The following is a 23,391-nucleotide window of genomic DNA, read 5'->3' as shown; positions in this document are numbered from 1 at the left end:
TCTTTAGCCCGCTTCGCTGCCCGTGCTGGGCGTGATGACTGCGATCACGCCGAACTTCGGACTGTCGATGTAATGGCGCTCGTTACTACGCATGCGCCGCGTCTGTCGCAGTACATAGCGCGAGCCTTCACCCGTCGCGGTTCCATCCATCACCAGATCCAATGTGAGATGCAAATAGCGGCCGCGGGTCAGCGCGATCTGCCCCTGCAATCCCGACGTGGCCGGCACCAGCGTGCTCACCGCTAGATATTTCGCCGCGTTTCTCGCATAGCCCGGCTGCGTCCAGCCGACGTGCGCCACGGGCTGATACCCCCGACTACGACGCATCTGTTCTTCGATAGCGGTTAGCTTCATCTTTGCCGCCGGCAGGGAAGGGAAGGAAGCAACCGGCGCCACGGCCGTCGTCGGAGGTACGGCTGGTTCAGTTTCGTCGTCAGGAATCGCGATCTGCTGTGCCGAGTCGGCTGCCGCCTCCACGCCCCAACTCTCCGGCGTATCCCGCGCATTGAGATTGCGGAAGATGAGCAGCTCTACGTCGTAGGACTGGAGCGCCGGCGTCTGTTGAGCGACTGCCGAGCCTACGGACATGAACGCCGTTAGCAGGACCGCCGCCATGGGGAGTTTGCGCTTAGAAAGGAAAGCTGAATGGCTCATGCGGGGAGTTTAGCAGCTGACGGGTGGGGTTCACGTTGTTGGCGCCCGCGTGAGACAGGTCGGTGGTTCGCAGCGTCAGGGTGTGCGCGGTGCCGGGGAGGAGATCCCCCACCCTGGCGATGCGAACCACCGCCCTCAGCGCCCGCTCTGGCGATGCGAACCACCGCCCTCAGCGTCTGAATTTCTGCGGCTTCCCAGACGACGGCTTGTAACTCACCGTTGGCTTCGGTGGTGGAGCCTTAGCCGGAGGCGGATTCGCTTTACTAGCAGCGGCTGCGATGGTTTTCTCCCGCGCCTTCTCAGCAGCCAGCTCACTCGCAGTGGGAGTCGCTTTGCTCAGCTCAGTGAGCAACTGCTCGACCTGGGCGAACCGAAGCTCGTCCTGCTCGAGGTTCATGGTGAACTTCAGTTTGTTGCCGCCCTCGAGCCGATGCGTGCGTGAGTTCCGCTGAACGTAGCGGATCAGCGTGCCCGGCTCGACTTTGGTGTCGCTCTCGAACGTGACGGACCCGCCGCCCGGGCCCACATCGACCTTGCGCAACCCAAGCGTCCGAGCCGCCTGTTTGAACTCGGCGATGCGGAACAAATTCTTCGCCGGCTGCGGCAACAGACCGAATCGATCGATCATCTCCACTTGGAGTTCACGCAACTCTTCATGGGTCTTGGCAGCCGCGATGCGCTTGTAGAGCACCAACCGCAAATGCACGTCGGGCAAATATTCATCGGGCAGCAACGAGGGCGTATGCAAATCCACTTCCGGCCCCTGATGCATCGGCTCATCGAGCTGCGGCACCTTGCCTGACTTCAGCGCATTGACCGCGCGCTCCAGCATTTCCATATAGAGCGCGTAACCGATCTCCTGGATCTGTCCGCTCTGTTCCTCGCCGAGCAATTCGCCGGCGCCGCGGATCTCGAGGTCGTGGGTGGCGAGCGTGAAGCCGGCACCCAGGTCCTCCAGCGACTCGATCGCTTCCAAACGTTTGACCGCGTCGGCAGTCATCAGATTGCGCGGCGGCGTCATCAAGTACGCGTACGCCTGGTGATGCGAACGGCCGACGCGTCCGCGTAGCTGATGCAACTGGGCGAGACCGAGTTTGTCGGCGCGATCGATGATGATGGTGTTCGCGGACGGCACGTCGATGCCGCTCTCGACGATGGTCGTGCACACCAGCAGGTTCGAGCGCTGGTGATAGAAGTCCAGCATGACTTGCTCGAGCTCGCGCTCTCGCATCTGACCATGACCGATAGCGATGCGCGCTTCGGGAACGAGCTCCGCCAAAGTGCGCGCCGTCTTCTCGATCGTGTCGACCGCGTTATGCAGGAAATAAATCTGACCGCCGCGGCGAATTTCGCGGAGGCAGGCTTCGCGAATGGTGGCGGTGTCCCACTGAGAAACAAACGTCTTGATCGACAATCGAGACACCGGCGGCGTCGTGATCAACGACAACTCACGCAGGCCGCCCATCGCCATGCTCAAGGTACGAGGAATCGGCGTTGCGGTGAGCGTCAACACGTCCACTTCAGCGCGCAACTGCTTCATCTTCTCCTTGTCTTTGACGCCGAAGCGATGCTCTTCGTCGATGATGAGCAGGCCGAGCCGGGCGAACTTCACGCCGGATTGCAACAGCCGGTGAGTACCGACGACGATGTCCGTCTGCCCGGACTCCAGCGTCTCCATGACCTGATTCACTTCCTTGGTCGTGCGGAAGCGCGACAAAGATTCCACGCGAACCGGCCAATCGGCGAAGCGGTCGGCGAAGGTTTGATAGTGCTGCTGGGCGAGCAGGGTGGTGGGCACGAGCACCACGACTTGCTTGCCCGCCTGCACGGCAACGAACGCCGCACGCAGCGCCACTTCGGTCTTGCCAAAGCCCACGTCACCGCAGACCACGCGATCCATCGGCCGTCCGCTGCCGAGGTCGTCGACCACCGAGCGAATCGCGGCCGCCTGATCGGGGGTTTCTTCGAACTTGAATGCAGCTTCAAACGCACGCAGATCGTCTTCGGGCGCAATCAACTGCTCGCCCTGACGCGCGGCGCGACGCGAATACAAATCCAGCAATTCGGCCGCGGTATCGCGAATACGCTGGGCAGCCTTCTTGCGCGCTTTTTCCCAAGCATCGCCGCCGAGCTTATGCAGCGGCGCGTGTTCGGCCGGTGCACCGGTGTAGCGGCTGACCAGATCCAGCGCCTGCACCGGCACATATAACTTGTCGCCTTCGGCATATTCCAACACCAGGAATTCGCTGGTGAGACCGCCGACGTCGAGCGTCGCGAGACCGACGAAGCGGCCGACGCCATATTCCTCGTGCACCACCGGCGAGCCCGCATGCAGGTCGGTGAGATCGCGAATGATCTTTTCCGGATCGCGCTCGGGCCGGCGACGGCGCCGCTCCTGTCTCGCGCGCTCGCCGAACAATTGTTCTTCGGCGATCAATGCGAGCGGCGGCTCATCGAGCTGCAGACCCGTCGAGATGGGCGACACGGTGATCGCGAGGCGATCGTCACTGGCTTCGAAGGCCGACCAGCTTTCGACCAGCTGCGGCTTCAGATGACTCTTGGACAGCAGATCGATCAGCATTTCGCGCCGACCCGCGGACTCGGCGGCCAGCAACACGCGTCCCGGGTGGGTTCCCAGGAAATTTACCAGCTCGCGCGCGGGCTCTTCACTGCGCTGATCGACGCGCATGCTCGGCGGCACGCGCGTGGCGAAGTTCTGATACGGCAGGGTTTGCGTCAGCGGATCCAGCTCGACGCGCGACAGCTCGATGCGTCGATACGACGTCATGCGTTGCATGAACTCGGCGACGGGCATGAACACTTCGCGCGGCAGAAGAATGGGTCGGTCGACGTCGTGGCCGCGTTGTTCGTAGCGGTTTTCGATCTCAGTGAAGGCCTGTGTCGCCATCGAGTCGATCTCGCGCTCGACGGCGATGATAGTGTTCGCCGGCAGATAATCGAGCAGCGTCGAGGTGCCGTCGAAGAACAGCGGCAGGTAATACTCGATGCCCGGCGGCGGCGCGCCTTCCGCGATATCGCGATAGATCGACATGCGCGTGAGATCGCCAGGGAAACGATTCCGGAAGCGACGCTTGAAGTTCTGAATGCCTTCGGCCGTGAGCGGAAACTCGCGCGCGGGGAGCAAACGAAGCGCCGGCACTTTGTCGCCGGAGCGCTGAGTTTCAGGATCGAACTTGCGGATCGACTCGACCTCGTCATCGAACATATCGAGCCGATAGGGCGTGTCGCTGCCCATGGGATACAGATCGACGATCGAGCCGCGCACCGCGAATTCGCCCGGTGCCATCACTTGCGAACTGGCGACGTAGCCGGCGCCGGCCAGGCGGTCGCGAAAGGCGGCGACATCGAACGTTTCACCCGCGCGCAGATCGAACGCGTGCGCGTCGATGTAGGCCTGCGGCGGCAGTCGCTGGAGCATCGTTTCCAGATCGACGATGACGATGCCCTGGGTCAGTCGAGGCAACGTCGACAACAATCGCAGTCGTTGCGAAACGATGTCCGGATGCGGCGAGAACAAGTCGTAAGGCAGCGTCTCCCAGCCGGCAAAAGTTTCAATCGAGGTGCCGGGCTCACAGAAGAAGCGCAACTCGTCTTCAGTGCGGCTGGCCGCTCGCGCATCGTGCGCGATCACCAGCATCGGCTGGGAGGACTTGCGGGCGGCTTCCGCTAACCACAGCGCAGTGGCGGAGCCGTACAGCTGGCCCCACCGAACCTGCAGTTGGTTGCGGCTGGGAAGAATCGGTCGGTCGGACATCAGAAGTGACTAATGACTGGTGACTAATGACTGGTCAGAGGCGGCAAGGCCGCCCCTCGCCATGTGGTGGCGCGGATTACGTATGCAATACACACCGCTCGGGATGGCGCGCGTGGCGCCCCGAGACGGGCAAGATTAGCAGACGGGGCTGGAGCCGGTGGCGCCTCTGACTAGTCAGTAGTCATTAGTCACCAGTCACTTCTATCCGATGACGACCGTGTGGATGACCCGTTGATGCTCGAAATAGACCTCGAAGCCGGGGTATTTCCAGCGCGTAATCGGCGGTTCGCCGACGGCTGGCAGGCGCTCGCTGGGCGCGCCGAACTGGGCTTCGACCTTTTCCATGGTCGCCCCTCGGGCCGGCACGTTGGTCTGGCTGGCGGAGGGGGCGGGCGGGGTGTTCAGCTCGTCGGCCAGGGCGGCGGTGGAGGCCGCGCCAACGATCAGGGCCGCCAGCATCTGTGGCAGCTTGGAGCGCAGTTTCGGGCGGATCTGAAAGCTCATGACACCCTCCTGGGAACGCAAACCGGCCTCTCGAGAGACCGGCGGGGACTGTATAGCAGGGCTTACATAAGGGCCAAGCGTGACACCCCAATTTGTTGTCGCAGTTCACATTTCCGGGGCAGTTTCCATCAGGGCCCGACCGGGTTAGCCTTGCCGGCCCCGAAAGGAGTGACATGTTCCACCCCCTGCCGCTGTACATCGGGCTGCGCTATGTGCGCAGCCGCCAAGGCTTCTTCGTCTCCTTCATCAGTTGGGTTTCGATGGTGGGCATCTGCCTCGGGGTGATGGCGCTGATCACGGTGATTTCGGTCATGAACGGGCTGGAAGGCGAGCTGCGGGGGCGGCTGCTGAGCCTGGCGTCTCACGCCACCCTGTCCGGCGAACCTGAACAGCTGAAAGACTGGCCCCAGCTCGCGGAGCGGATCCGCAAGCAGGACGGCGTGGTCGGCGTCGCTCCTTATATCGATCTGCAGGGCATGCTGGGGCGGGGCGGCGACATGCGGGCGGCGATCATTCGGGGCGTCGATCCCAAGCAGGAGTCCGAAGTCTCCGACATCGGCGCCCACATGCGGGCGGGCAGCTTCGGCGATCTGATCGCGGGCGAGCAGCACATCATTCTCGGCGCCGGGCTGGCGTATGCGCTCGATGCGCGGATTGGCGATGAGATCACCGTGCTCGTGCCGGCGATGGCAGCCGCGGGTGAGGGCGCAGTCGGCGGCATCGATCTCAAGCCTCGCATTCAGAACTTCATCGTCAGTGGCGTATTCGAAGTCGGCGCTCAGGAGCACGACAACGTGCTCGCGCTCATTCATTTGCAAGATGCGTCCGGGCTCGCGGGCACGCACGGCATGCCCAACGGGCTGCGCTTGAAGTTCGACGACATCTTCGCCGCGCCGGTGCGCACACCGGAGATCAATAAAGCCCTCGGCGGGGAATTCAAAGTCAGCGACTGGTCGATCGAGAACGCCAGCTATTTCCGCGCGGTGAAGATCGAAAAGACCATGATGACTTTGATTCTGATGCTCATCGTCGCGGTGGCGGCGTTCAACATCGTCGCGGCGCTGGTCATGGTCGTGAACGAGAAGCGCACGGACATCGCGATCCTGCGCACCGTCGGCATGACGCCGCGAGATATCGTCGGTGTGTTCATGACGCAAGGTGTGTTCATCGGCTGGTTCGGCGCGCTGCTCGGGTTGGTCCTGGGGCTGCTGCTGGCGTTCAATGTGAGCACCATCGTGCCGTTCCTCGAGCGAATCGCCGGGGTGAAAGTGTTCGATCCGACGGTGTTCGTGATCTCGGATATGCCGTCGGAGGTGCAGTGGCCGCAGGTCATCGGCATCACGCTCACGGCGTTGTTGCTCACAGTGGTGGCGACGATCTATCCGTCTCTGCGTGGCGCGGCGACCGAGCCGGCGGAAGCCTTGCGCTATGAGTAAGCGTTACGAATTTTTGATCGGCCGGCGCTACCTGCGCTCGAACCGGGGCAATCGGTTCGTGTCCTTCATCTCGACCATTTCCATGCTCGGCATCGCCATCGGCGTGGCGGTGCTGATCGTCGTGTTGTCGGTGATGAATGGGTTCGAGCGTGAGGTGCGCGGTCGCATCCTCAGTCTCACCTCGCATGCCACGATCAGCGCCTTCGGTTCGGGATTGCCCGACTGGCAGGGAACGGCGGCGAAGATCGGCGAGAATCCCGACGTGGTCGCGTCGGCGCCTTATATCGAAGCACAGGCATTGTTGATCGCCGGCTCGAAGAGCAGCGGTGCGATGGTGACCGGTGTGCTCGCCGACTACGAACGCAAAGTCACATCGATCACCGAGAAGATGTCTGAGGGGTCGTTCGATGCTCTGAAAGGCGGTGGTTACGGCATTGTGCTCGGCGCGGAGCTGGCGAAAGCATTGAACGTGTCGTTGGGCGATCGGGTCGTGATCGTCACGCCGTTACGCAAAGTCACGCCCGTCGGGGTGACGCCGGTTTACCGTGCCTTCAAAGTGGTCGGCATTTTCAACGCCGCCATGTACGAGTTCGATCGGAATCTGGCCTATATCAATCTGCAGGACGCGGCGAAGTTGTATCGCATGGGCGATGACGTCACCGGGCTGCGCCTGAAGCTCACGGACATGATGCTCGCGCCGCAGCTCGTGCGTGAGCTGGCGCTGTCGCTGGGCGGCGGTTATTACATCGACGACTGGACGCGCAAGCACGCCAATTTCTTCCGCTCCATTCAGCTCACCAAGTCGGCGATGTTTCTGATCCTGTTGCTGGTGGTCGCGGTGGCGGCGTTCAACATCGTGTCGACGCTGGTGATGGTGGTGAAGGACAAGCGCACCGACATCGCGATTCTTCGTACTATCGGCGCGTCACCGCGCAGCATCCTGACGGTTTTCATGACTCAGGGAACCGCGATCGGCTTCATCGGCACGGTGGCGGGCGTGGCGCTCGGCGTGCTGATCTCGGTCAATCTGGAAACATTGATTCACGGCCTCGAGGCTGTGCTGGGCGTGCATTTCCTGGATGCCAAGGTGTATTTCATCAGCGATCTGCCGGCCACGGTGCAGTGGCCCGATGTGATCAAGATCAGTGTGACCACGTTCCTGTTGTGCTCCCTGTCGACGTTGTATCCGGCGTGGCGTGCCGCGCGCACGCAGCCCGCGCAGTCCTTGCGCCACGATTGAGAACAAAGAGAAATTCATGTCCGATCCGGTTCTGGCTTGTGGCAATTTGACCAAACATTTCCAGCAGGGCGACACCCGCGTGGAAGTGCTCAAAGGCGTCGATCTCGTCATCCACCCCGGCGAGCGCGTCGCCATCGTCGGCGCGTCCGGCTCAGGCAAGACCACGTTGTTGCAGCTGTTGGGTGGGCTGGATCTGCCCACGTCCGGCACGGTCCGGATCGCGGGCCAGGAGATCAGCGAGCTTTCCGACAAGGAGCGCGGCGATCTGCGCAACCGGGCGTTGGGCTTCGTGTATCAGTTCCATCATTTGTTACCTGAGTTCACGGCGTTGGAGAACGTCGCGATGCCGCTGCTGATCCGTCGCGTGGCGGTGGAAGAGGCGCGGGCGCAAGCACGCCAGCTATTGGAGCGCGTGGGCTTGGGGGCTCGTCTCGAACATCGACCGGGGCAATTGTCGGGCGGTGAGCGTCAGCGTGCTGCCGTCGCGCGTGCGCTCGTGACGCGTCCGCCGGTCGTGCTGGCGGATGAACCCACAGGAAATCTCGACGGCGCGAATGCGCGTCAGGTATTCGAGTTGATGCTGGAGCTGAACCGAGAGCTCGGCACGGCGTTGATCATCGTCACTCACGCGCCCGAGCTGGCTGCACAACTACAACGATCGCTCACGCTGACCGACGGAAGATTGCATTCCGCCTGACTCCATTCATCGGCCGTTCACGAAGTAACATCGTTGCGTCGCGAACTCGCGACGAGCAACGATTGATTACATTTGCGGGGAAGGTTCGCCCGTAGACTTCCGGCCGCGCTCGAGATCAAGCCAACGCAATAGGGACAGAAAGGAACGTCATGCGTTTCAGCCATATCCTGTTGAGTCTGTCGGTCGCGGTCTTCATCAGCTTCAGCGTCGCTGCCGCCGAATACAATCCGGCTCGCAAACAACCCGCGAGTGCGAGTGCCGGGAGCAAGCGAGTGATCGTCAGGTTCAGCGCTGGCGGCACATCGGGAAGCGCTCAAGCGAAGTCCGCCAACAGCACCATTGCCGCGCTCGCAGGGCGAAACAAACTCACGTTGCAACAAACGCGTCAGATCGCCTCGAATCTGCACGTGATGCAGTTCGAATCGGAGACGTCGGGTGAATCGCTCGACGAGAGTCTTGCGCGTCTCCGTGCGGACTCTGCGGTGGAATACGCAGAGCCGGATCAGCTGCGTTATCCGCACGCCGTGCCCAACGATCCGCTGTATTCGGGACAGTGGTACTTACAAAACGCGAGCTCGACGCCGGCCGCGATCAATGCCGAGGGTGCGTGGGATGTGACGACAGGCAACTCTGGTGTCGTGATCGCGGTGCTCGACACGGGGGTGTTGTTCAGCCATCCGGATCTGTTGAGCACGACAGCCAGCGGACGATTGCTGCCCGGCTACGATTTCATCTCCGATACATCGGTGGCCAATGATGGCAATGGGCGCGACGCGGATCCGACCGATCCGGGCGACTGGGTCACGACGGCGGAGGCGAATTCGCCCGCGTTCAGCGATTGCACAGTCTCCGACAGCTCGTGGCACGGCACACGCGTCGCGGGAATCCTGGGTGCGCTGACCAACAATTCGACGGGCGTATCTGGCATCACCTGGAGCAGTTCGATTCTGCCCGTGCGCGTGTTGGGCAAATGCGGCGGATATGACTCGGACATCCTAGCCGGCATGCTCTGGGTGGGCGGTATTCACGTCGACGGCGTGCCCGATAATCCCAATCCCGCGAAGATCGAGAACCTGAGTCTCGGAGCGACCGGCACGAGTTGCCCCGCGAGTTATCAAGACGTCGTCGATCAACTCACGGCGGCCGGCGTTCTCGTCGTGGCATCCGCAGGAAACGAAGGCGGACCTGTGGATGTGCCTGCGAGGTGCGACGGCGTTGCGGCCATCGCGGGCCTGCGTCATGCGGGCACGAAGGTCGGCTTCAGCAGTCTCGGCACTGAGATCAAACTCGGTGCGCCGGGCGGCAATTGCGTCAACACCGCGGCGGGCCTGCCTTGTCTGTATTCGATCGATACGACGTATAACCTCGGTGCCACGACAGCCGGCACTCATGCCTACACCGATCAAAGCAACACCAACGTCGGGACCAGTTTCTCCGCGCCGATCATCTCTGGGATCGCGGGACTCATGGTCTCGGCAAACGCCAATCTGAATTCCATTCAGTTGATCTCGCGCTTACAGGAGGGGGCCACCAAGCCGTTCCCGGTGTCGAGCGCAGCGAATATTCCTCAATGTCACGTCCCCACGAGCGCGATCGATCTGCAGACCGGTGAATGCAATTGCACGACGCAGACGTGCGGCGCGGGCATGGCCAATGCAAACGGCGCTGTGCAGGCAGCGCTGCGGCCGATTGCCGCTGTTACGACGCCTGTAAGCGTCAGTGCTGGGCAGAGCCTCACGCTGCGAGGCGCGGGCAGCGCTGCGGCTTGTAATTACACGGTCGCCTCGTATGCATGGACCGTAGTCAGCGGCTCAGTCTCGATTGTCGGAAGCAGTACGGATACGGCCACCGTGATTGCGCCCTCATCGGGTTCGTACACCGTGCGACTCACAGTCACGGACAACATGGGACGTCAGGACACAGCCGATGTCGTGGTGAGTTCCAGCGCTGCTACGACGACCGCGCCGTCGAGTGCCGGTACGAACGCTTGTGCGAGCGGAAGCTCGACTCCCGCGCCGATTACCGAGGCTCCGAGCACCCCCGCGGCTTCAAGCAATTCCGGCGGTGGCGGAGGAGGAGCGATCGGTCTGATAACGCTGCTCGCCGTCGCCTCATTTCTCGGCTTTCGCCGACGCTTTCAAAGCACTTCCGCCTTTGCGCTCGTGGTATTTGAGGACCAGGCTCAGATGCCACATGCCGCCGACGACCGCGTAGCCGATCAGGGCTGAGATCGCGCCCAGCACCAGGCATCCCAGCAGGAACGGTTTCCAGATGGGCAGCAGCTGCGTGGTCAGCCATTCCCACGTCATTGCAAACGCAATGGGGTGAGTGGTGATGCCGAGCAGATGGCTGCCGAGCCAGTAAGCGCCCATGTACATCGGCACCATGGTCAACGGATTGGCCAGGAAGGTGCCGAAGATCGCGGCCGGCACGTTCAAGCGAAAGCTCAACGCCAGCACGGTCGCGAGCAGGAAATGGACCGGGATGGGGATGAACGCGATCAGCAGGCCGAGCGCGAACGCTCGCGTCACATTGCGCCGGTTCAAGCTCCAGTACACCGACTCCTCCAGCAACAGTCGGAACGGCCGCATGAACCAGCGATCGTTCCAGCGATGGCGCTGGCGGCTGAGGGTTTTGAAGACTCGTCGGGGCATTCGAGGCGGCGGGGTGGACTGGAACGGCGATTATCTCAGTCGCGCGCGTCAGCCGCGACGGATTTGTTCACGCGCAAGGAGGCGCGATGGGTGCAATTGCCCTGGGTTTCCTCGTAGGCCACGGCCTGATTCACAGTTTGCCGACATTGCCGGCGCTTGCATGGCTTGCGGCATTTGTGGTTGCGATGGTGTTGCTCGTAGGGAGACACCGCGCAACCCGCCAAGCTGGCATAGCGGTTGTGCTCGGAGTCGTGTGGGCGTGGGGCCACGCAGCCTCGCGACTGGCGGACGATCTGCCGGCCGAGCGCGAAGGCGAGGACCTCTCCGTGCGGGGCTTCATTGCATCCTTGCCCGATTTGACCGTCGATCCGCAATTCACGTTCGACGTGGTCGATGCGGCAGTCGACGTCCCGCCGCGCTTGCGTCTGACCTGGTATCGAGCGCCAGCGACGCTGCACCCGGGCGAGCAATGGCAGCTCACCATTCGTTTGAAGCGTCGCAACGGGTTCGCCAATCCCGGGGGATTCGATTACGAAGGTCATTTGTTTCGTGAAGGCGTCGGCGCAGTCGGCTATGTGCGTGACGATGCAGGCAATCGTCGACTGCCTGTCACATCGTTTCGATATGTCATCGTGCAAGCCCGCGCATGGATAGGCTCGCGCATTGCCGCCGCAGTTGGGGATCACCGAATGCTCGGCGTACTGCAGGGCCTCGCGATCGGCGATACGAGCGCGATGAAGGCCGAGCAGTGGCGCGTGTTCGCTGCGACGGGCACGACTCATCTGATGGCGATCTCCGGCCTGCACATCGGCATGGTCGCGATGCTGGCGGCCTGGGCGGGTGGTTGCATAGTTCGTTGGCGTCGTGCGCAGCCGCTGGGGTTGACGGCCATGCACGGTCAGGTGCTCGCCGGCATGGCGGCCGCGGTGATCTATTCGGTACTCGCGGGGATGTCCGTTCCCACGCAGCGTACTCTCGTCATGCTGTGTATTTATTTCGGTTTGCGAGGATTTCGGCGGACGCTGGATATCGGCCGGTCGCTGAGTCTGGCGCTGATCGCGATTCTGCTACTCGATCCCTTTGCGCCGCTGGCGGTGGGCGCGTGGCTATCGTTCATCGCAGTGCTGGTGATTCTCATGGCGACGTCGGGCCGGCTGCTGCGGGAAGGCACGATCGCGAGCTTCAGCCGCGTGCAATGGGCGGTGACGATTGGTTTGGTCCCGGTGTTGCTGGCGTCGTTCGGCAATCTGTCGTTGGTGGCACCGATCGCGAATGTGCTGGCGATTCCCGTGTTCACCTTATTGATCGTGCCGAGCACACTGATCGGCACGGTGGCGGCAATGATCGATCCGTCGCTCGGTGCGCCGTTGCTCAAACTGCCTGCTTTTCTGCTCGACGCAGGCTGGCCTTTGCTGGAATGGCTCGCGCGCCAACCCTTGGCGGTGTGGCATGCGCCGCAGCCGTCGCTGCCGGTTTTCTTCGCGCTGATCGCGGGCGTTTTATTACTGACGTTGCCGGCGATCTGGCCGCTGCGATTCACGGGTGCTCTGCTATGTCTGCCGATGATGTTCTATCGCGCGCCGACGCCAGCGCCCGGCACATTCGAGCTGACGGTGCTCGATGTGGGGCAGGGATTGGCCACGGTTGTGAGAACGCATTCGCGCACGTTGGTGTACGACACGGGGCCGGCGTATCCATCGGGGCGTAGCGCCGCTGAGTTGGCGGTGCTGCCGTTCTTGCGTAATCGCGACGTGCGTAGCATCGACCTGCTCATGGTGAGTCATGGCGATCAGGACCACAGCGGCGGCATGTCCGAGCTGCTGGCGGGAATGCCGGTGCGCGCTATTGCCACCGGTCCGTCGGTTGCGTTCCATGATTCCGCCAGAATCGCCTGTCATCGTGGCCAGTACTGGGAATGGGACGGCGTGAGGTTCACGGTTTTGCATCCGCATTCTGAAGGGCAGGCGCGGGGACGCAGCGGCAACGACAGTTCATGCGTGCTGCTGATCCAAGGTCACGAGGGCGCCGCGCTGCTGACAGGCGACATCGAAGCCGATGCCGAAACAGCGCTGCTCGCGGCGGGTTTGCCACAGGCCGACGTCGTGGTCGCGCCTCATCACGGCAGCGACACTTCCTCGAGTTCGCTATTCGTCGCCGCCGTGCGACCGGATGTGACGATTTTTTCCACCGGCTATCGGAATCGCTGGAATTTCCCGCGTCCGGCGGTGGTGGCGCGCTGGCGAGAGGCGGGCTCGCGCTGTTACGAAACGGCGGCGAGCGGCGCAATCACCGTCACGTTCGAGGCTGCCGGCTTGCAAGTTCGCGAGCACCGTCACACACAGCGACGTTACTGGACCCGGTAATGATGCTCGTGCGGCGAAAGCTGCTAGTATGCGGCGAATAACCCGGCTCCCCACACACGGTCACAGCAAACACTGTCATGTTCGAAATCGTGAAAGCCGGCGGCATCATGATGGGGCCCATCATCCTCGCCTCCATCGTGACCGCAGCCATTTTTCTGGAACGTCTCTGGACCCTGCAAACCAAGCGCGTGCTGCCGGCCGAGCTCACCGAAAAGGTGTGGCGCTGGGTGGAGCAGGGGCAGATTCAGGACAAGCATATCGCCGCGCTTCAGCAGAACTCGCCGCTGGGCAAGATCCTGGCCGCGGGCCTGACCAATCGTAATCGCGATCGTGTCGTGATCCGCGAGGCCATCGAGGACACCGGCCGGCACGTGGTCCACGAGCTGGACCGGTTCATCGGCACGGTCGGCACCATTGCCTCGCTGTCGCCGTTGATGGGCCTGCTGGGCACGGTGTTCGGCATGATCCGGACCTTCAACTCGATCACCGTGTCCGGTATCGGCAATCCCGCCAGCCTGGCCGGCGGTATCGCCGAGGCGCTGATCACCACCGCTGCGGGCCTTACGGTCGCCATCCCGGCGCTGCTGGCCTATAAATACCTGCGCGGCCGCGTGCAGACGCTGGTGGTGCAGATGGAAAAAGAAGCCATCAAGCTGGTCGAGGCATTGGAATCCCAGTCGCGGGAAGGCGCATGAACCTCCGCCCGAAAGCCGACGAAGAGCCGGAGATGAACCTCACGTCGCTGATCGACGTGGTGCTGCTGCTGCTCATCTTTTTCATGGTCTCGACCACGTTCGTCGACGAGTCGCGCATCAAGCTGCAGCTGCCCCAGGCCAGCACCGAGCCGGCGGCGGACCAGAAAAAGGATCCCATCGAGGTGGCCGTGACCGCCACCGGCGAGTATCGTGTCAATGGCCAGGTGTTGATCAACACCAGCCCCGCGACATTGTCGGCGGCGGTTTCCAAGCTTGCCGGCGAGCGACGCGACCTGCCGGTCACCATCCGCGCCGATGCCCGTAGCACGCATCAGTCGGTGGTGACAGCCATGGACGTGCTCGGTCGCCTCGGATTCAAGGCTATCAGCATTGCCACAGTCAACGATCAGAGCACCTCGGGCGCAGCCCAGTAACGACGTCACTCATAAGAACGTCCCGGTCACCATGTCACGTTCCGCGAAGGCTGCCATGCCAGACGACGCCTGGCAGACCTACAAACGCCTGATCGGTTATCTGCGACCCCATCGCGGCATGTTCGCGCTCGGCATGCTCGGCGCGATCGTGTTCTCGATCAGCATGGTGAGCTTTACCGCGTTCGCCAAAGTGTTCGGCGACGGCACGTTCGAGAATCGCGATCCACGCACCATCGTTTGGTTGCCGCTGGCGCTGATCGGCCTGTTCTTGTTACGCGGTCTCGGTGACTTCACCCAGACGTATTGCATGGGCTATGTCGGCCGGCAGATCGTCAAGCGGCTGCGCGGTCAGGTGTTCGAGCGCATCGTGCATCTGCCGGTGGGCTACTTCGATCGCAACTCGAGCAACGTGCTGCTGACCAAGCTCACATACAACACCGAGCAGATCGGCCAGGCGTCCACCGATTCGGTGCTGATCACGCTGCGCGAGGCGCTGACTATCATCGGCTCCATCGTGGCCTTGTTTTATTTCAACGCGCGGCTGGCGGCCATCGCGCTGATCATGGGCCCGCTGGTGGCCTGGCTGATCGGCATCATCAACAAGAAATTCCGTCGCTACAGTCATCGCATCCAGGACTCGATGGGCGACATCACGCGCATCGCCAAGGAAACATTGGAAGCGCCGCGCGTCATCAAGGTCTACAACGCCGAGGACTATCAGACGGCGCAATTCGAAGGCGTGAACGAGCACAACCGTCGCTCGCACATGAAACTGGTGCTCACCAAAGGCTTGTCGAATCCGGTCGTGCAGATGGTCACGGCGACCGGCTCGGCCATCGTGCTGTCCATCGCGATCGCGGACGCGATCAATCACCGTACCAGCATGGGCGATCTGCTCGCGTTCTTTGTCGCGCTGGTCGGCATTGCTCAGCCGCTGCGCGCGTTGGTGGGTGTGTCGGGCCCGCTGCAGCAGGGCATCGCAGCCGGGCAGAGTATCTTTCAGATGCTCGACGAAACGGTCGAGCCTGCAGGTGGGAGCTACATCGCCGAGCGTGTTCGTGGCGACATTGAGTATCAGAATGTTTCTTTCACGTATCCGGTGGGCAAGGGCGCGGCCCTGCACGATGTGAGTTTGAAGGTCGCGGCGGGCGAGATGATCGCCATCGTTGGCCGCTCCGGCAGCGGCAAGTCCACGCTGGTGAATCTGTTGCCGCGTTTCTATGAGCCGGACGCAGGCAGCATTCGCGTCGATGGTCACGAGCTTCCCGAATATCAACTGCGCAGCCTGCGCGAGCAGATCGCGGTCGTCAGCCAGGACGTGGTGCTGTTCAACGATACCATTCGCGCCAATATCGCGTTCGGTCGCAAAGTGACCGACGAGCAGATCGAACGCGCGGCTCAAGCGGCTCTCGTGATGGATTTCGTGCGCGAGCTGCCGTTAGGGCTCGATACGATGGTCGGAGATCGCGGCGTGTTGCTGTCCGGCGGACAGCGGCAGCGCATTTCGATTGCGCGAGCCTTGTTGAAAGATGCGCCGATTCTGATTCTCGACGAGGCCACCTCGGCGCTCGATACCGAGTCCGAGCGCTTCATTCAGTCGGCCCTCGAAGAACTCATGCACAACCGCACGACGCTGGTGATTGCGCATCGCCTGTCGACCGTGGAGAAGGCCGACCGCATTCTGGTGATGGAAGCGGGCAAGATCATCGAGAGCGGCACGCATGCCGAGTTGATCGCAAAACAGGGACAGTACGCGATGCTGCACGCGATGCAGTTCAACGCATGACGTCCTGATGGACGCGTTCCTGCAGCGGGTCTGGTACGAAGGTCGATCGCAGTGGTTCTCGCTGCTGCTCCTGCCGCTGTCGTGGTTGTTCGGTGCCGTCGCGGCTGTACGGCGCGCGGCTTATCGACGCGGCTGGTCGCAATCGTTCCGTGTTTCACGCCCGGTGATTGTCGTCGGCAACATCACGGTCGGCGGAACGGGCAAGACTCCCATGACGATCTGGCTCGCCGAGCGGCTGCAAGCGCGGGGCGTGAGAGTCGGTATCGTGTTACGTGGCTATGGCGGCACATCGACGCAATGGCCGCGCGATGTCACAAACGAAACTTCTGCCGAAGAAGTGGGCGATGAAGCCGTGCTCCTGGCGCGACGAACCGGCGCGCTGGTCGTTGCAGGTCCTGATCGGGTCGCAGCCGCAAATCGCGCCATCGAGCGCGGCGCCGAAGTCGTCGTGTGTGATGACGGTTTGCAACACTATCGCCTGGTACGCAATCTCGAGATCGCCGTGGTCGACGAGCGGCGCGGTCTGGGAAATCGCCGACTGCTGCCCGCCGGGCCGTTGCGTGAGCCGCCCAGTCGCTTGAATAGCGTCGGCTTGAAGGTGCTCACCCGACGCGCACAACCCACCGCCGGCAACGCGATACCGAATGCAATCGTGACAACGCCAGTGCTCGGCGACGCGGTGTCGCTCGGCACCGGCGAGCGCCGTTCGTTAGAGAGTTTCGTCGGCTCGCCCGTGCATGCCATCGCGGGCATCGGCAATCCACAGGCGTTTTTCGATGCGCTGACGGCCCTGGGCCTGTCGGTCGACGCGCACCCCTTGCCGGACCACGTTCGGCTGACCGAGGAGCACATTTCCTTCCCCGACGGCGCGCCAGTGCTAATGACCGAGAAAGATGCAGTAAAATGCCCGCCTGGCGCGACTGCCTCGCGGCTCGCGAACTGCTGGGCCGTGCGCCTGGATATCGCGATCGGCGAGGCGGATGCGCAAGCCATCGATCGTCTGCTCGATCGCCTGCTGCCGTCTCATTGATTCATTGGAGCGTCCGTCATGCTGGACACCAAATTACTCGACATCATCGCCTGTCCCCTCTGCAAGGGCCCCGTGCAGTATGTGAAGTCCCAGCAGCTGCTGGTCTGCCGGGCCGATCGGCTCGCTTATCCGATTCGCGACGGATTTCCGATGATGTTCGAAGACGAGGCGCGCACGCTCGACCCGATGGACCCGCTGCTGAAGGATTGATGTGACATTCAAAGTCGTCATTCCGGCGCGCTACGCGTCGGCTCGCTTGCCGGCGAAGCCGCTGCTGGATCTTGCCGGTCGGCCGATGATTCAGTGGGTGATATCGGCGGCCGCACAGAGCGGCGCAGACGAAGTACTCGTTGCTACAGACGACGAGCGCATTGCCGGCGCCTCCATCGATCCGCGCTCGAAACAGTCGATCGCGGTGATGACAAATGCCAATCATCTGTCGGGCACGGACCGCATTGCTGAAGTCGCCAGTCAGCGCGGCTGGGACAAGCGAACCATCGTCGTGAACGTGCAGGGCGACGAGCCGCTGTTACCGCCGGCGCTGGTGGGGCAGGTGGCCAGCTTGTTGGAACAGCATGCCGATGCCGCCATCGCGACGCTTTCCACGCCCATCACCAGCCTGCACGAGTTTCTGGATCCGAACGTAGTGAAGGTCGTGACAGCGAAAGATGGCACTGCGCTGTACTTCAGTCGCGCGCCGATTCCCTGGACGCGGGACGGTGCTTTGCAGGGGCTCGCGAGCCAGGTCAGCTTCGCAGGCGCGCAACGTCACTTGGGCATCTATGCTTATCGAGTCGAAGCTTTGCAGCGGGTGACGGCGCTGCCGCCGGCGGAGCTGGAGCTCACAGAAAAACTCGAGCAGCTGCGCGCGTTGCAGGCGGGAATGAAACTCGTCGTCGCGGTCGCTTCGGAGACGCCGCCGGCGGGCGTCGACACAGAGAGCGATCTGATTCGAGTGCGCGCGGTGCTAGGCGCGAGCTGAGTCGTCGCGCAGCTTGGTGAGCTCCGAGTGATGTGCGGTCTCCAGCACGTCGCTGTCCCAGCGGATCAGTAAATAACCCAGATCCATCAGCCGCAGGACCGTACCGTCGGGAAATTCCGGGCGGCGTGCGGCTCGCACGCGATCGCCTTCTGCGAAGTTGTGTGCTGACTTCGGCATGAGTGGCCGCTATTTGGGCCGTGCTCGGCCGATAGGGATGCGTTTGTACGCACGCGCCCGAGACGCGCCCATCAGCATTTTCGACTAGGGGCCGAGGCGCGGATTGGCGTCAGCAAACAGCTGAGCGCGCAGATATTTCCAATCACGCGGTCGGTCGCGGGACGATTACAATAGCCGTCATTCAGCGCCAGAGGGCGGCGTCGAGCCGTACCAGCATGGGAACTCGCAGCGTCAAGCGCATTCTGTTTGTCTGCATGGGAAACATTTGCCGTTCGCCGACGGCGGAGGGCGTGTTTCGTCACGTCCTGGTGAGCAACGCGCCGGACTTGCAGATCGAGATCGACTCCGCCGGCACTCACGATTATCACGTCGGCTCGCCGCCGGACCGTCGTTCGATTGCGGCGGCCAGGCGCCGGGGCATCGATCTGTCGTCGCTTCGAGCGCGTATGGTCGCGGCCGAGGACTTCGCTCTCTACGATCTGATTCTGGCAATGGACGAGGACAACTTGCAGGAGCTGCGTCGACGCGCGCCGGCAATTCATCACGATCGGATTCGTTTGATGATGGAGTTCGCGCCCCACGCGCCGTCGCGCTTCGTGCCCGATCCGTATTACGGCGGAGCGCAGGGGTTCGAGGACGTGCTGGATTTGCTGGAAGAGGCGGCGCAGGGCCTGCTGGCCGAGCTGCGCAGATAAAACAAAAGGGCCGGCGGTTGCCCGCCGGCCCTTTGTTTCAAACGAAGAACGCTGGATTACTCGTCGCGACGCGTGCCGCCCGAGCCACCCCACGAGCTGCTGCCCGCCGACGGCGAAGAGCTCCACACGGTGAATTTCTCCGCACCACTCGACGCGGCCGGAGCCTGACCTTCGGGCTCACGAGGCTTCGGCGCGGGAGGAGGAGACGACTCGCTCGAATGTTCGCGGGGCGCGTGCTCACGCGGCGCCTGTTCACGCGGCGCTTCGGAGCGAGGCTGCTGGGGCTCGGGTCGGCTCGGCGCATCGCCACCGAAATCACCACCACCACCCGAGCTCGATTCACGAGGTGCGGACGGAGCATGATCACCAGACGCAGCCGCTGACGAGCCGCCACCACTGGACTCTCCGCCGCCGTGAGCCTGGCCGTCGCCGCCGCCCTGACCGCCATCGTCACCGCCGCGACCGCGGCCACGACGACGACGACCACGACGACCGCGTCCGCCGCGCTCACCGCGTTCACCTCTATCGCCACGCTCGCCTGAGCGTTGCGCGTCACTACCTTGAGCGGCGCCAGGCGCGGCCGGAGCTGCACCTTCAGCAGGCGCTGCGGCCGGAGCGGCGGGTGCTCGCTGAGGTTGCTGTTGCTGACGCTGCTGTTGTGGACGACCGCCGCCTTCGTGGTGACGACCGCCATCCGCGCCTTGTTCGCGCGGCTTGTTTCGATCCTGTCGTTGCTGCTGACCGTCGCGGCGAGCTTCCTGCGCCGGCTTGTCCGAACGCTGTTCCTGCTTGCCACCGCGATCGCGATCACGATCACGCGGGCCGCGGCCCTGACGATCACGATCTCCGCCGCGGTCACGGCCATGACGATCGCGATCACGACGATGACCACCGTCGGAGCGAGCAGGGCGCTGACCCGCGTCGCGACGTGCCGGTTCAGCGACCGGTGCGGGCGGCGTCCCCGTGCCGAAGAAGAAGCGCCACAGCTTCACGAAGATGCCGATCTGCTCAACCGGCTCGGGCTTCGGTGGCGGCGCAATGGTCGTTTCCATCGCAATCGTTGGCGGCGGCGGGATCGACGGCACCGTCGAGGTCACCACGGCCGGCTGAGCGGCGGCGGCGCGCTCTTCGCGCTTGGCAATTTCTTCGGCGGACGGCTGCGGAGCGACCGGAATCTGATGGCTGATTGCCGAATTCTCCGGCAGACCGGCCTCGTCGTCACGCACGCGACGGATCTCGTACGCGGGTGTCTCCATGTACTTGTTCGGCACCATCACCACTTGCACGGCGCTCTTGTGCTCGATGTTGTTGAGCCACTCACGCTTCTCATTCATGAGATACGTGGCGACTTCCACCGGCAGCTGCGCGATGACTTTGACGGTGCGGTCCTTGCGCGCTTCTTCGCCGATCAGGCGGAGCAGGGCGAGTGCTAGCGAATCGACGCTGCGGATCGAGCCCATGCCACTGCAGCGGGGGCAGTTGATGCTGGCGGACTCGCCGATCGACGGACGCAGACGCTGACGGGACAGCTCCAGCAAGCCGAAGCGCGAGATGCGGCCGATCTGAATGCGCGCCCGATCCTGCTTCACGGCGTCGCGCAGACGGTCTTCGACGGCGCGCTGATTCTTCTGCGACTCCATGTCGATGAAGTCGATGACGATCAGGCCGCCGAGGTCGCGCAGGCGCAGCTGACGGGCAATTTCGTCGGCCGCTTCGAGATTGGTGTTGAGCGCAGTGGTTTCGATATCGCTGCCGCGGGTGGCGCGGGCGGAGTTGATGTCGATGGAGACCAGCGCTTCGGTCGGGTCGATGACGATCGAGCCGCCCGAGGGCAGGTTGACCTTGTGAGAGTGCGCCGACTCGATCTGGTTTTCGATCTGGAAGCGCGTGAACAGCGGCACGCTGTCTTCGTAGAACTTCAGCTTGCGCAAGCCCGCGGGCATGAAGCGCTGCATGTACTGCTGCGCCTCGGCGTAGATCTCCTGGTTATCGATCAGGATCTCGCCGATGTCGTCGGACAGATAATCGCGCAGCGCGCGGATGATGGCTTTGGATTCCTGATAGATCAGGAACGGGGCGGCTTTGCCTTCGGCGGCGCCGGCCACGGCATTCCAGACTTCTTTCAGGTTATCGAGGTCCCACTGCAACTCTTCGGCGGAGCGGCCGACACCGGCGGTGCGCACGATGGCACCCATGCCGTCGGGGATCTGCACCTGATCGAGGGCTTCGCGCAGTTGCTCGCGGTCTTCGCCTTCGATTCGACGCGACACGCCGCCGGCGCGTGCGTTGTTCGGCATCAAGACCAGGAAGCGGCCGGCGAGGCTGATGAAAGTGGTGAGCGCGGCGCCTTTATTGCCGCGTTCTTCTTTTTCGACCTGAACGATGACTTCCTGGCCTTCGTTCAACAAATCGCGGATGTTGCCGCGACCGCCGGGCGATTGACCGTCCTTGAAATACTCGCGAGAGACTTCCTTCAGCGGCAGGAAGCCGTGGCGCTCCGCGCCGTAATCGACGAAGCAAGCTTCCAGGCTGGGCTCGACGCGGGTGATGCGTCCTTTATATACGTTTGCTTTTTTCTGTTCCCGCGACGGGACTTCTACATCCAGGTCGTATATTCGTTGTCCATCAACCAGTGCTACGCGCAACTCCTCTTCCTGAGTCGCGTTGACTAACATTCTCTTCATGAGGCCCTTCTAAGGATTCAAGGGCCGGGCGAGCACGCACGGCGGGCGCGAGCCATAAAGGCAGGGAGGAGCGATCGGGGAATGTCTTCATCCGATGTTGCCTGCGCGGACCCCTGGTGTAATACCGGGAAGATCCGGCGCGTTTTTTATCCTGTCGCTTTGGCGTCCCGCTCGTAGGCGCTGCGTCGACCCGGAATACGAGGTGCGTCATTCCGGCATCGCCGTTCGCGCGGCCGAGCGATGGTCTGCGACCCTGTCCGGTCTTGAGCAGGCAGGTCTGAGCAGAACCAACTAAGATGCGGCCCCTTCGGAAGCGTTGCCCACGAATGTGCCGCGTATCGGTGCGCGTGCGTCGCTTCGACTGATCGGTGTCGCAGATCTGTGTCTGGACGCGCGCGAACCTGAAATCGTCGCGGAACATATCACAGGCTATTTGCCCAATCAATGGTCAATCAATAAGTTACGAGCGCTTCTCAAAGTCTCCCCCGCATGCCCGGCTCCGCACCTGTGAAATCCCCCGACGACCCGTCCGCTGCTTCCTCCGCCCCTAAGACCGGCTCAGGCCCCGGGGTCAGCTATGTGGAGGCTGGCGAGGGCGATGCCGGACAGCGCATCGACAATTTCCTGAGCCGGATCATCAAGGATGTGCCTCGGAGCTTGATTTACAGGATCTTGCGAACGGGCGAGGTGCGCGTGAATGGCAAGCGCGCCAAGCCCGAAACGCGGCTGGTCGAGGGCGATCGGATTCGTCTGCCCCCCATCCAGCGGAAGACCGACGAGGAGCGCGCGGCCGAACGGAGCGCGCCATCACGTTCGCTCCGCGAGTTCGTCACGAGTGCCATCATTCATGAGGATCGAGACCTGATCGTCGTGAACAAACCCGCGGGGGTTGCGGTCCATGGCGGTAGTGGGCTCAACGCGGGAGTGATCGAAGCGTTGCGCGCGGCGCGCCCCGAGCTGAAGGAACTCGAGCTGGTGCATCGACTCGATCGGGACACCAGCGGCGTATTGATGATCGCCAAGCGCCGGGCCGTGCTTCGCGAGCTGCATTCCTTATTAAGAGAGCGCGACATGGAGAAGCGCTATCTGGCCCTGGTGGTCGGGCGCTGGCCGTTCGGCACCAAGACCATCGATCTGCCGTTGAAGACGAATATGAAGTCGGGTGGGGAACGGATCGTTCGCGTGCACGCCGACGGCCAGCAGGCGATCACCACGTTCAAGCCCATTCAGCACTTCGGCAAACTGGCTACTTTGCTGGATATTTCACTCGGTACTGGCCGCACTCATCAAATACGGGTGCACGCCGCGCATGCCGGGCACCCGATCGCGGGCGATGAGAAATATGGGGATCGCGAGCGGGACGCGAAGCTCAAGCCCTATGGATTACAGCGCATGTTCCTGCACGCGCAGTCGCTGTCGTTCGAGCGCAAGGGCGTGAAGCCCTTCACCGTGAGCGCGCCGCCACCGCCTGACTGGCAGGCGGTGATCGAGAAGCTGAAGCAGGACCTTAAATAGAAAGCCCGGGTACATGGATGTACCCCGCCGCTGCAGGCGGCGGGCGAGCGGCAAAAGTCACGCCTTTTGC

Annotated in this window: 19 protein-coding genes; 13 read left to right on the top strand and 6 right to left on the bottom strand. The window is 62.8% G+C overall.

Annotation, left to right across the window (positions count from 1 at the left end; all coding sequences use genetic code 11):
• Positions 1–3 precede the first annotated feature (3 nt).
• The 3 genes from ACFPN2_RS23860 to ACFPN2_RS23850 all read right to left on the bottom strand — a co-directional run bounded on the left by ACFPN2_RS23860 (position 4) and on the right by ACFPN2_RS23850 (position 4,933).
• A complete protein-coding gene (locus tag ACFPN2_RS23860) occupies positions 4–615 on the bottom strand; it encodes a CsiV family protein (RefSeq protein ID WP_380601262.1) in 612 nt (203 codons plus the stop codon).
• 208 nt (positions 616–823) lie between these two features.
• Entirely contained in the window at positions 824–4,429 is a 3,606-nt protein-coding gene (mfd, locus tag ACFPN2_RS23855) for a transcription-repair coupling factor (protein WP_380601260.1), read from the bottom strand.
• Positions 4,430–4,630: 201 nt separating this feature from the next.
• Positions 4,631–4,933, bottom strand: coding sequence for a hypothetical protein (locus ACFPN2_RS23850; protein ID WP_380601258.1), 303 nt, complete (start codon positions 4,931–4,933; stop codon positions 4,631–4,633).
• Between the two features lie 173 nt (positions 4,934–5,106).
• Between ACFPN2_RS23850 and ACFPN2_RS23845 the strand changes: the two genes are divergently transcribed.
• The 4 genes from ACFPN2_RS23845 to ACFPN2_RS23830 all read left to right on the top strand — a co-directional run bounded on the left by ACFPN2_RS23845 (position 5,107) and on the right by ACFPN2_RS23830 (position 10,534).
• Positions 5,107–6,369 (top strand): lipoprotein-releasing ABC transporter permease subunit, encoded by a 1,263-nt coding sequence (locus ACFPN2_RS23845; protein ID WP_380601256.1) that lies wholly within the window; start codon positions 5,107–5,109, stop codon positions 6,367–6,369.
• Positions 6,362–7,609 carry a lipoprotein-releasing ABC transporter permease subunit gene (locus tag ACFPN2_RS23840; RefSeq protein ID WP_380601254.1) on the top strand — a complete coding sequence of 416 codons (1,248 nt, stop codon included), beginning with the start codon at positions 6,362–6,364 and terminating at the stop codon, positions 7,607–7,609. The genes ACFPN2_RS23845 and ACFPN2_RS23840 overlap by 8 nt, the downstream gene beginning before the upstream one ends.
• 16 nt (positions 7,610–7,625) lie before the next feature.
• Positions 7,626–8,306, top strand: coding sequence for a lipoprotein-releasing ABC transporter ATP-binding protein LolD (lolD, locus tag ACFPN2_RS23835; protein WP_380601252.1), 681 nt, complete (start codon positions 7,626–7,628; stop codon positions 8,304–8,306).
• 149 nt (positions 8,307–8,455) lie between these two features.
• On the top strand, positions 8,456–10,534 hold the full coding sequence (locus ACFPN2_RS23830) for a S8 family peptidase (RefSeq protein WP_380601250.1): 2,079 nt from the start codon (positions 8,456–8,458) through the stop codon (positions 10,532–10,534).
• Here the strand turns inward: ACFPN2_RS23830 and ACFPN2_RS23825 are convergent.
• Positions 10,418–10,960 carry a DUF2062 domain-containing protein gene (locus tag ACFPN2_RS23825; protein WP_380601248.1) on the bottom strand — a complete coding sequence of 181 codons (543 nt, stop codon included), beginning with the start codon at positions 10,958–10,960 and terminating at the stop codon, positions 10,418–10,420. The genes ACFPN2_RS23830 and ACFPN2_RS23825 overlap by 117 nt on opposite strands.
• Before the next feature lie 86 nt (positions 10,961–11,046).
• Here ACFPN2_RS23825 and ACFPN2_RS23820 point away from each other — a divergent pair, with 86 nt between their 5' ends.
• From ACFPN2_RS23820 to kdsB, 7 genes are all read left to right on the top strand, one after another.
• A complete protein-coding gene (locus ACFPN2_RS23820) occupies positions 11,047–13,323 on the top strand; it encodes a DNA internalization-related competence protein ComEC/Rec2 (RefSeq protein ID WP_380601246.1) in 2,277 nt (758 codons plus the stop codon).
• Between the two features lie 89 nt (positions 13,324–13,412).
• Positions 13,413–14,018, top strand: a complete 606-nt coding sequence (locus tag ACFPN2_RS23815; protein WP_380601244.1) for a MotA/TolQ/ExbB proton channel family protein — start codon at positions 13,413–13,415, stop codon at positions 14,016–14,018.
• Positions 14,015–14,452: an ExbD/TolR family protein gene (locus ACFPN2_RS23810; protein WP_380601242.1), complete on the top strand. Its 438-nt coding sequence runs from the start codon at positions 14,015–14,017 to the stop codon at positions 14,450–14,452. Before ACFPN2_RS23815 ends, ACFPN2_RS23810 begins: the two co-directional genes overlap by 4 nt.
• 55 nt (positions 14,453–14,507) lie before the next feature.
• Positions 14,508–16,238, top strand: coding sequence for a lipid A export permease/ATP-binding protein MsbA (gene msbA, locus ACFPN2_RS23805; RefSeq protein ID WP_380601240.1), 1,731 nt, complete (start codon positions 14,508–14,510; stop codon positions 16,236–16,238).
• 7 nt (positions 16,239–16,245) lie between these two features.
• Positions 16,246–17,268: a tetraacyldisaccharide 4'-kinase gene (lpxK, locus tag ACFPN2_RS23800; protein ID WP_380601238.1), complete on the top strand. Its 1,023-nt coding sequence runs from the start codon at positions 16,246–16,248 to the stop codon at positions 17,266–17,268.
• 21 nt (positions 17,269–17,289) lie between these two features.
• A complete protein-coding gene (locus ACFPN2_RS23795; protein ID WP_380602824.1) occupies positions 17,290–17,478 on the top strand; it encodes a Trm112 family protein in 189 nt (62 codons plus the stop codon).
• A 1-nt stretch (position 17,479) separates the two neighbouring features.
• A complete protein-coding gene (gene kdsB / locus ACFPN2_RS23790; protein WP_380601236.1) occupies positions 17,480–18,250 on the top strand; it encodes a 3-deoxy-manno-octulosonate cytidylyltransferase in 771 nt (256 codons plus the stop codon).
• Here kdsB and ACFPN2_RS23785 read toward each other — a convergent pair.
• Positions 18,236–18,427 (bottom strand): hypothetical protein, encoded by a 192-nt coding sequence (locus ACFPN2_RS23785; protein WP_380601234.1) that lies wholly within the window; start codon positions 18,425–18,427, stop codon positions 18,236–18,238. The two genes, kdsB and ACFPN2_RS23785, sit on opposite strands and share 15 nt — an antisense overlap.
• A 215-nt stretch (positions 18,428–18,642) precedes the next feature.
• Between ACFPN2_RS23785 and ACFPN2_RS23780 the strand changes: the two genes are divergently transcribed.
• Positions 18,643–19,122 carry a low molecular weight protein-tyrosine-phosphatase gene (locus tag ACFPN2_RS23780; protein ID WP_380601232.1) on the top strand — a complete coding sequence of 160 codons (480 nt, stop codon included), beginning with the start codon at positions 18,643–18,645 and terminating at the stop codon, positions 19,120–19,122.
• 56 nt (positions 19,123–19,178) lie between these two features.
• On the opposite strand, the gene ACFPN2_RS23775 is transcribed toward ACFPN2_RS23780, so the two are convergent.
• Positions 19,179–21,806 carry an Rne/Rng family ribonuclease gene (locus tag ACFPN2_RS23775; RefSeq protein WP_380601230.1) on the bottom strand — a complete coding sequence of 876 codons (2,628 nt, stop codon included), beginning with the start codon at positions 21,804–21,806 and terminating at the stop codon, positions 19,179–19,181.
• 489 nt (positions 21,807–22,295) lie between these two features.
• Between ACFPN2_RS23775 and ACFPN2_RS23770 the strand changes: the two genes are divergently transcribed.
• Complete coding sequence (locus tag ACFPN2_RS23770; RefSeq protein ID WP_380601228.1) at positions 22,296–23,321, top strand: RluA family pseudouridine synthase; 1,026 nt, start codon at positions 22,296–22,298, stop codon at positions 23,319–23,321.
• The last annotated feature ends 70 nt before the right edge of the window (positions 23,322–23,391 follow it).

The sequence above is a fragment of the Steroidobacter flavus genome (genome assembly GCF_042651805.1).
In the GTDB taxonomy this organism is placed as follows: Bacteria; Pseudomonadota; Gammaproteobacteria; order Steroidobacterales; family Steroidobacteraceae; genus Steroidobacter; species Steroidobacter flavus.
This window is presented reverse-complemented; position numbering and strand designations above follow the sequence as displayed.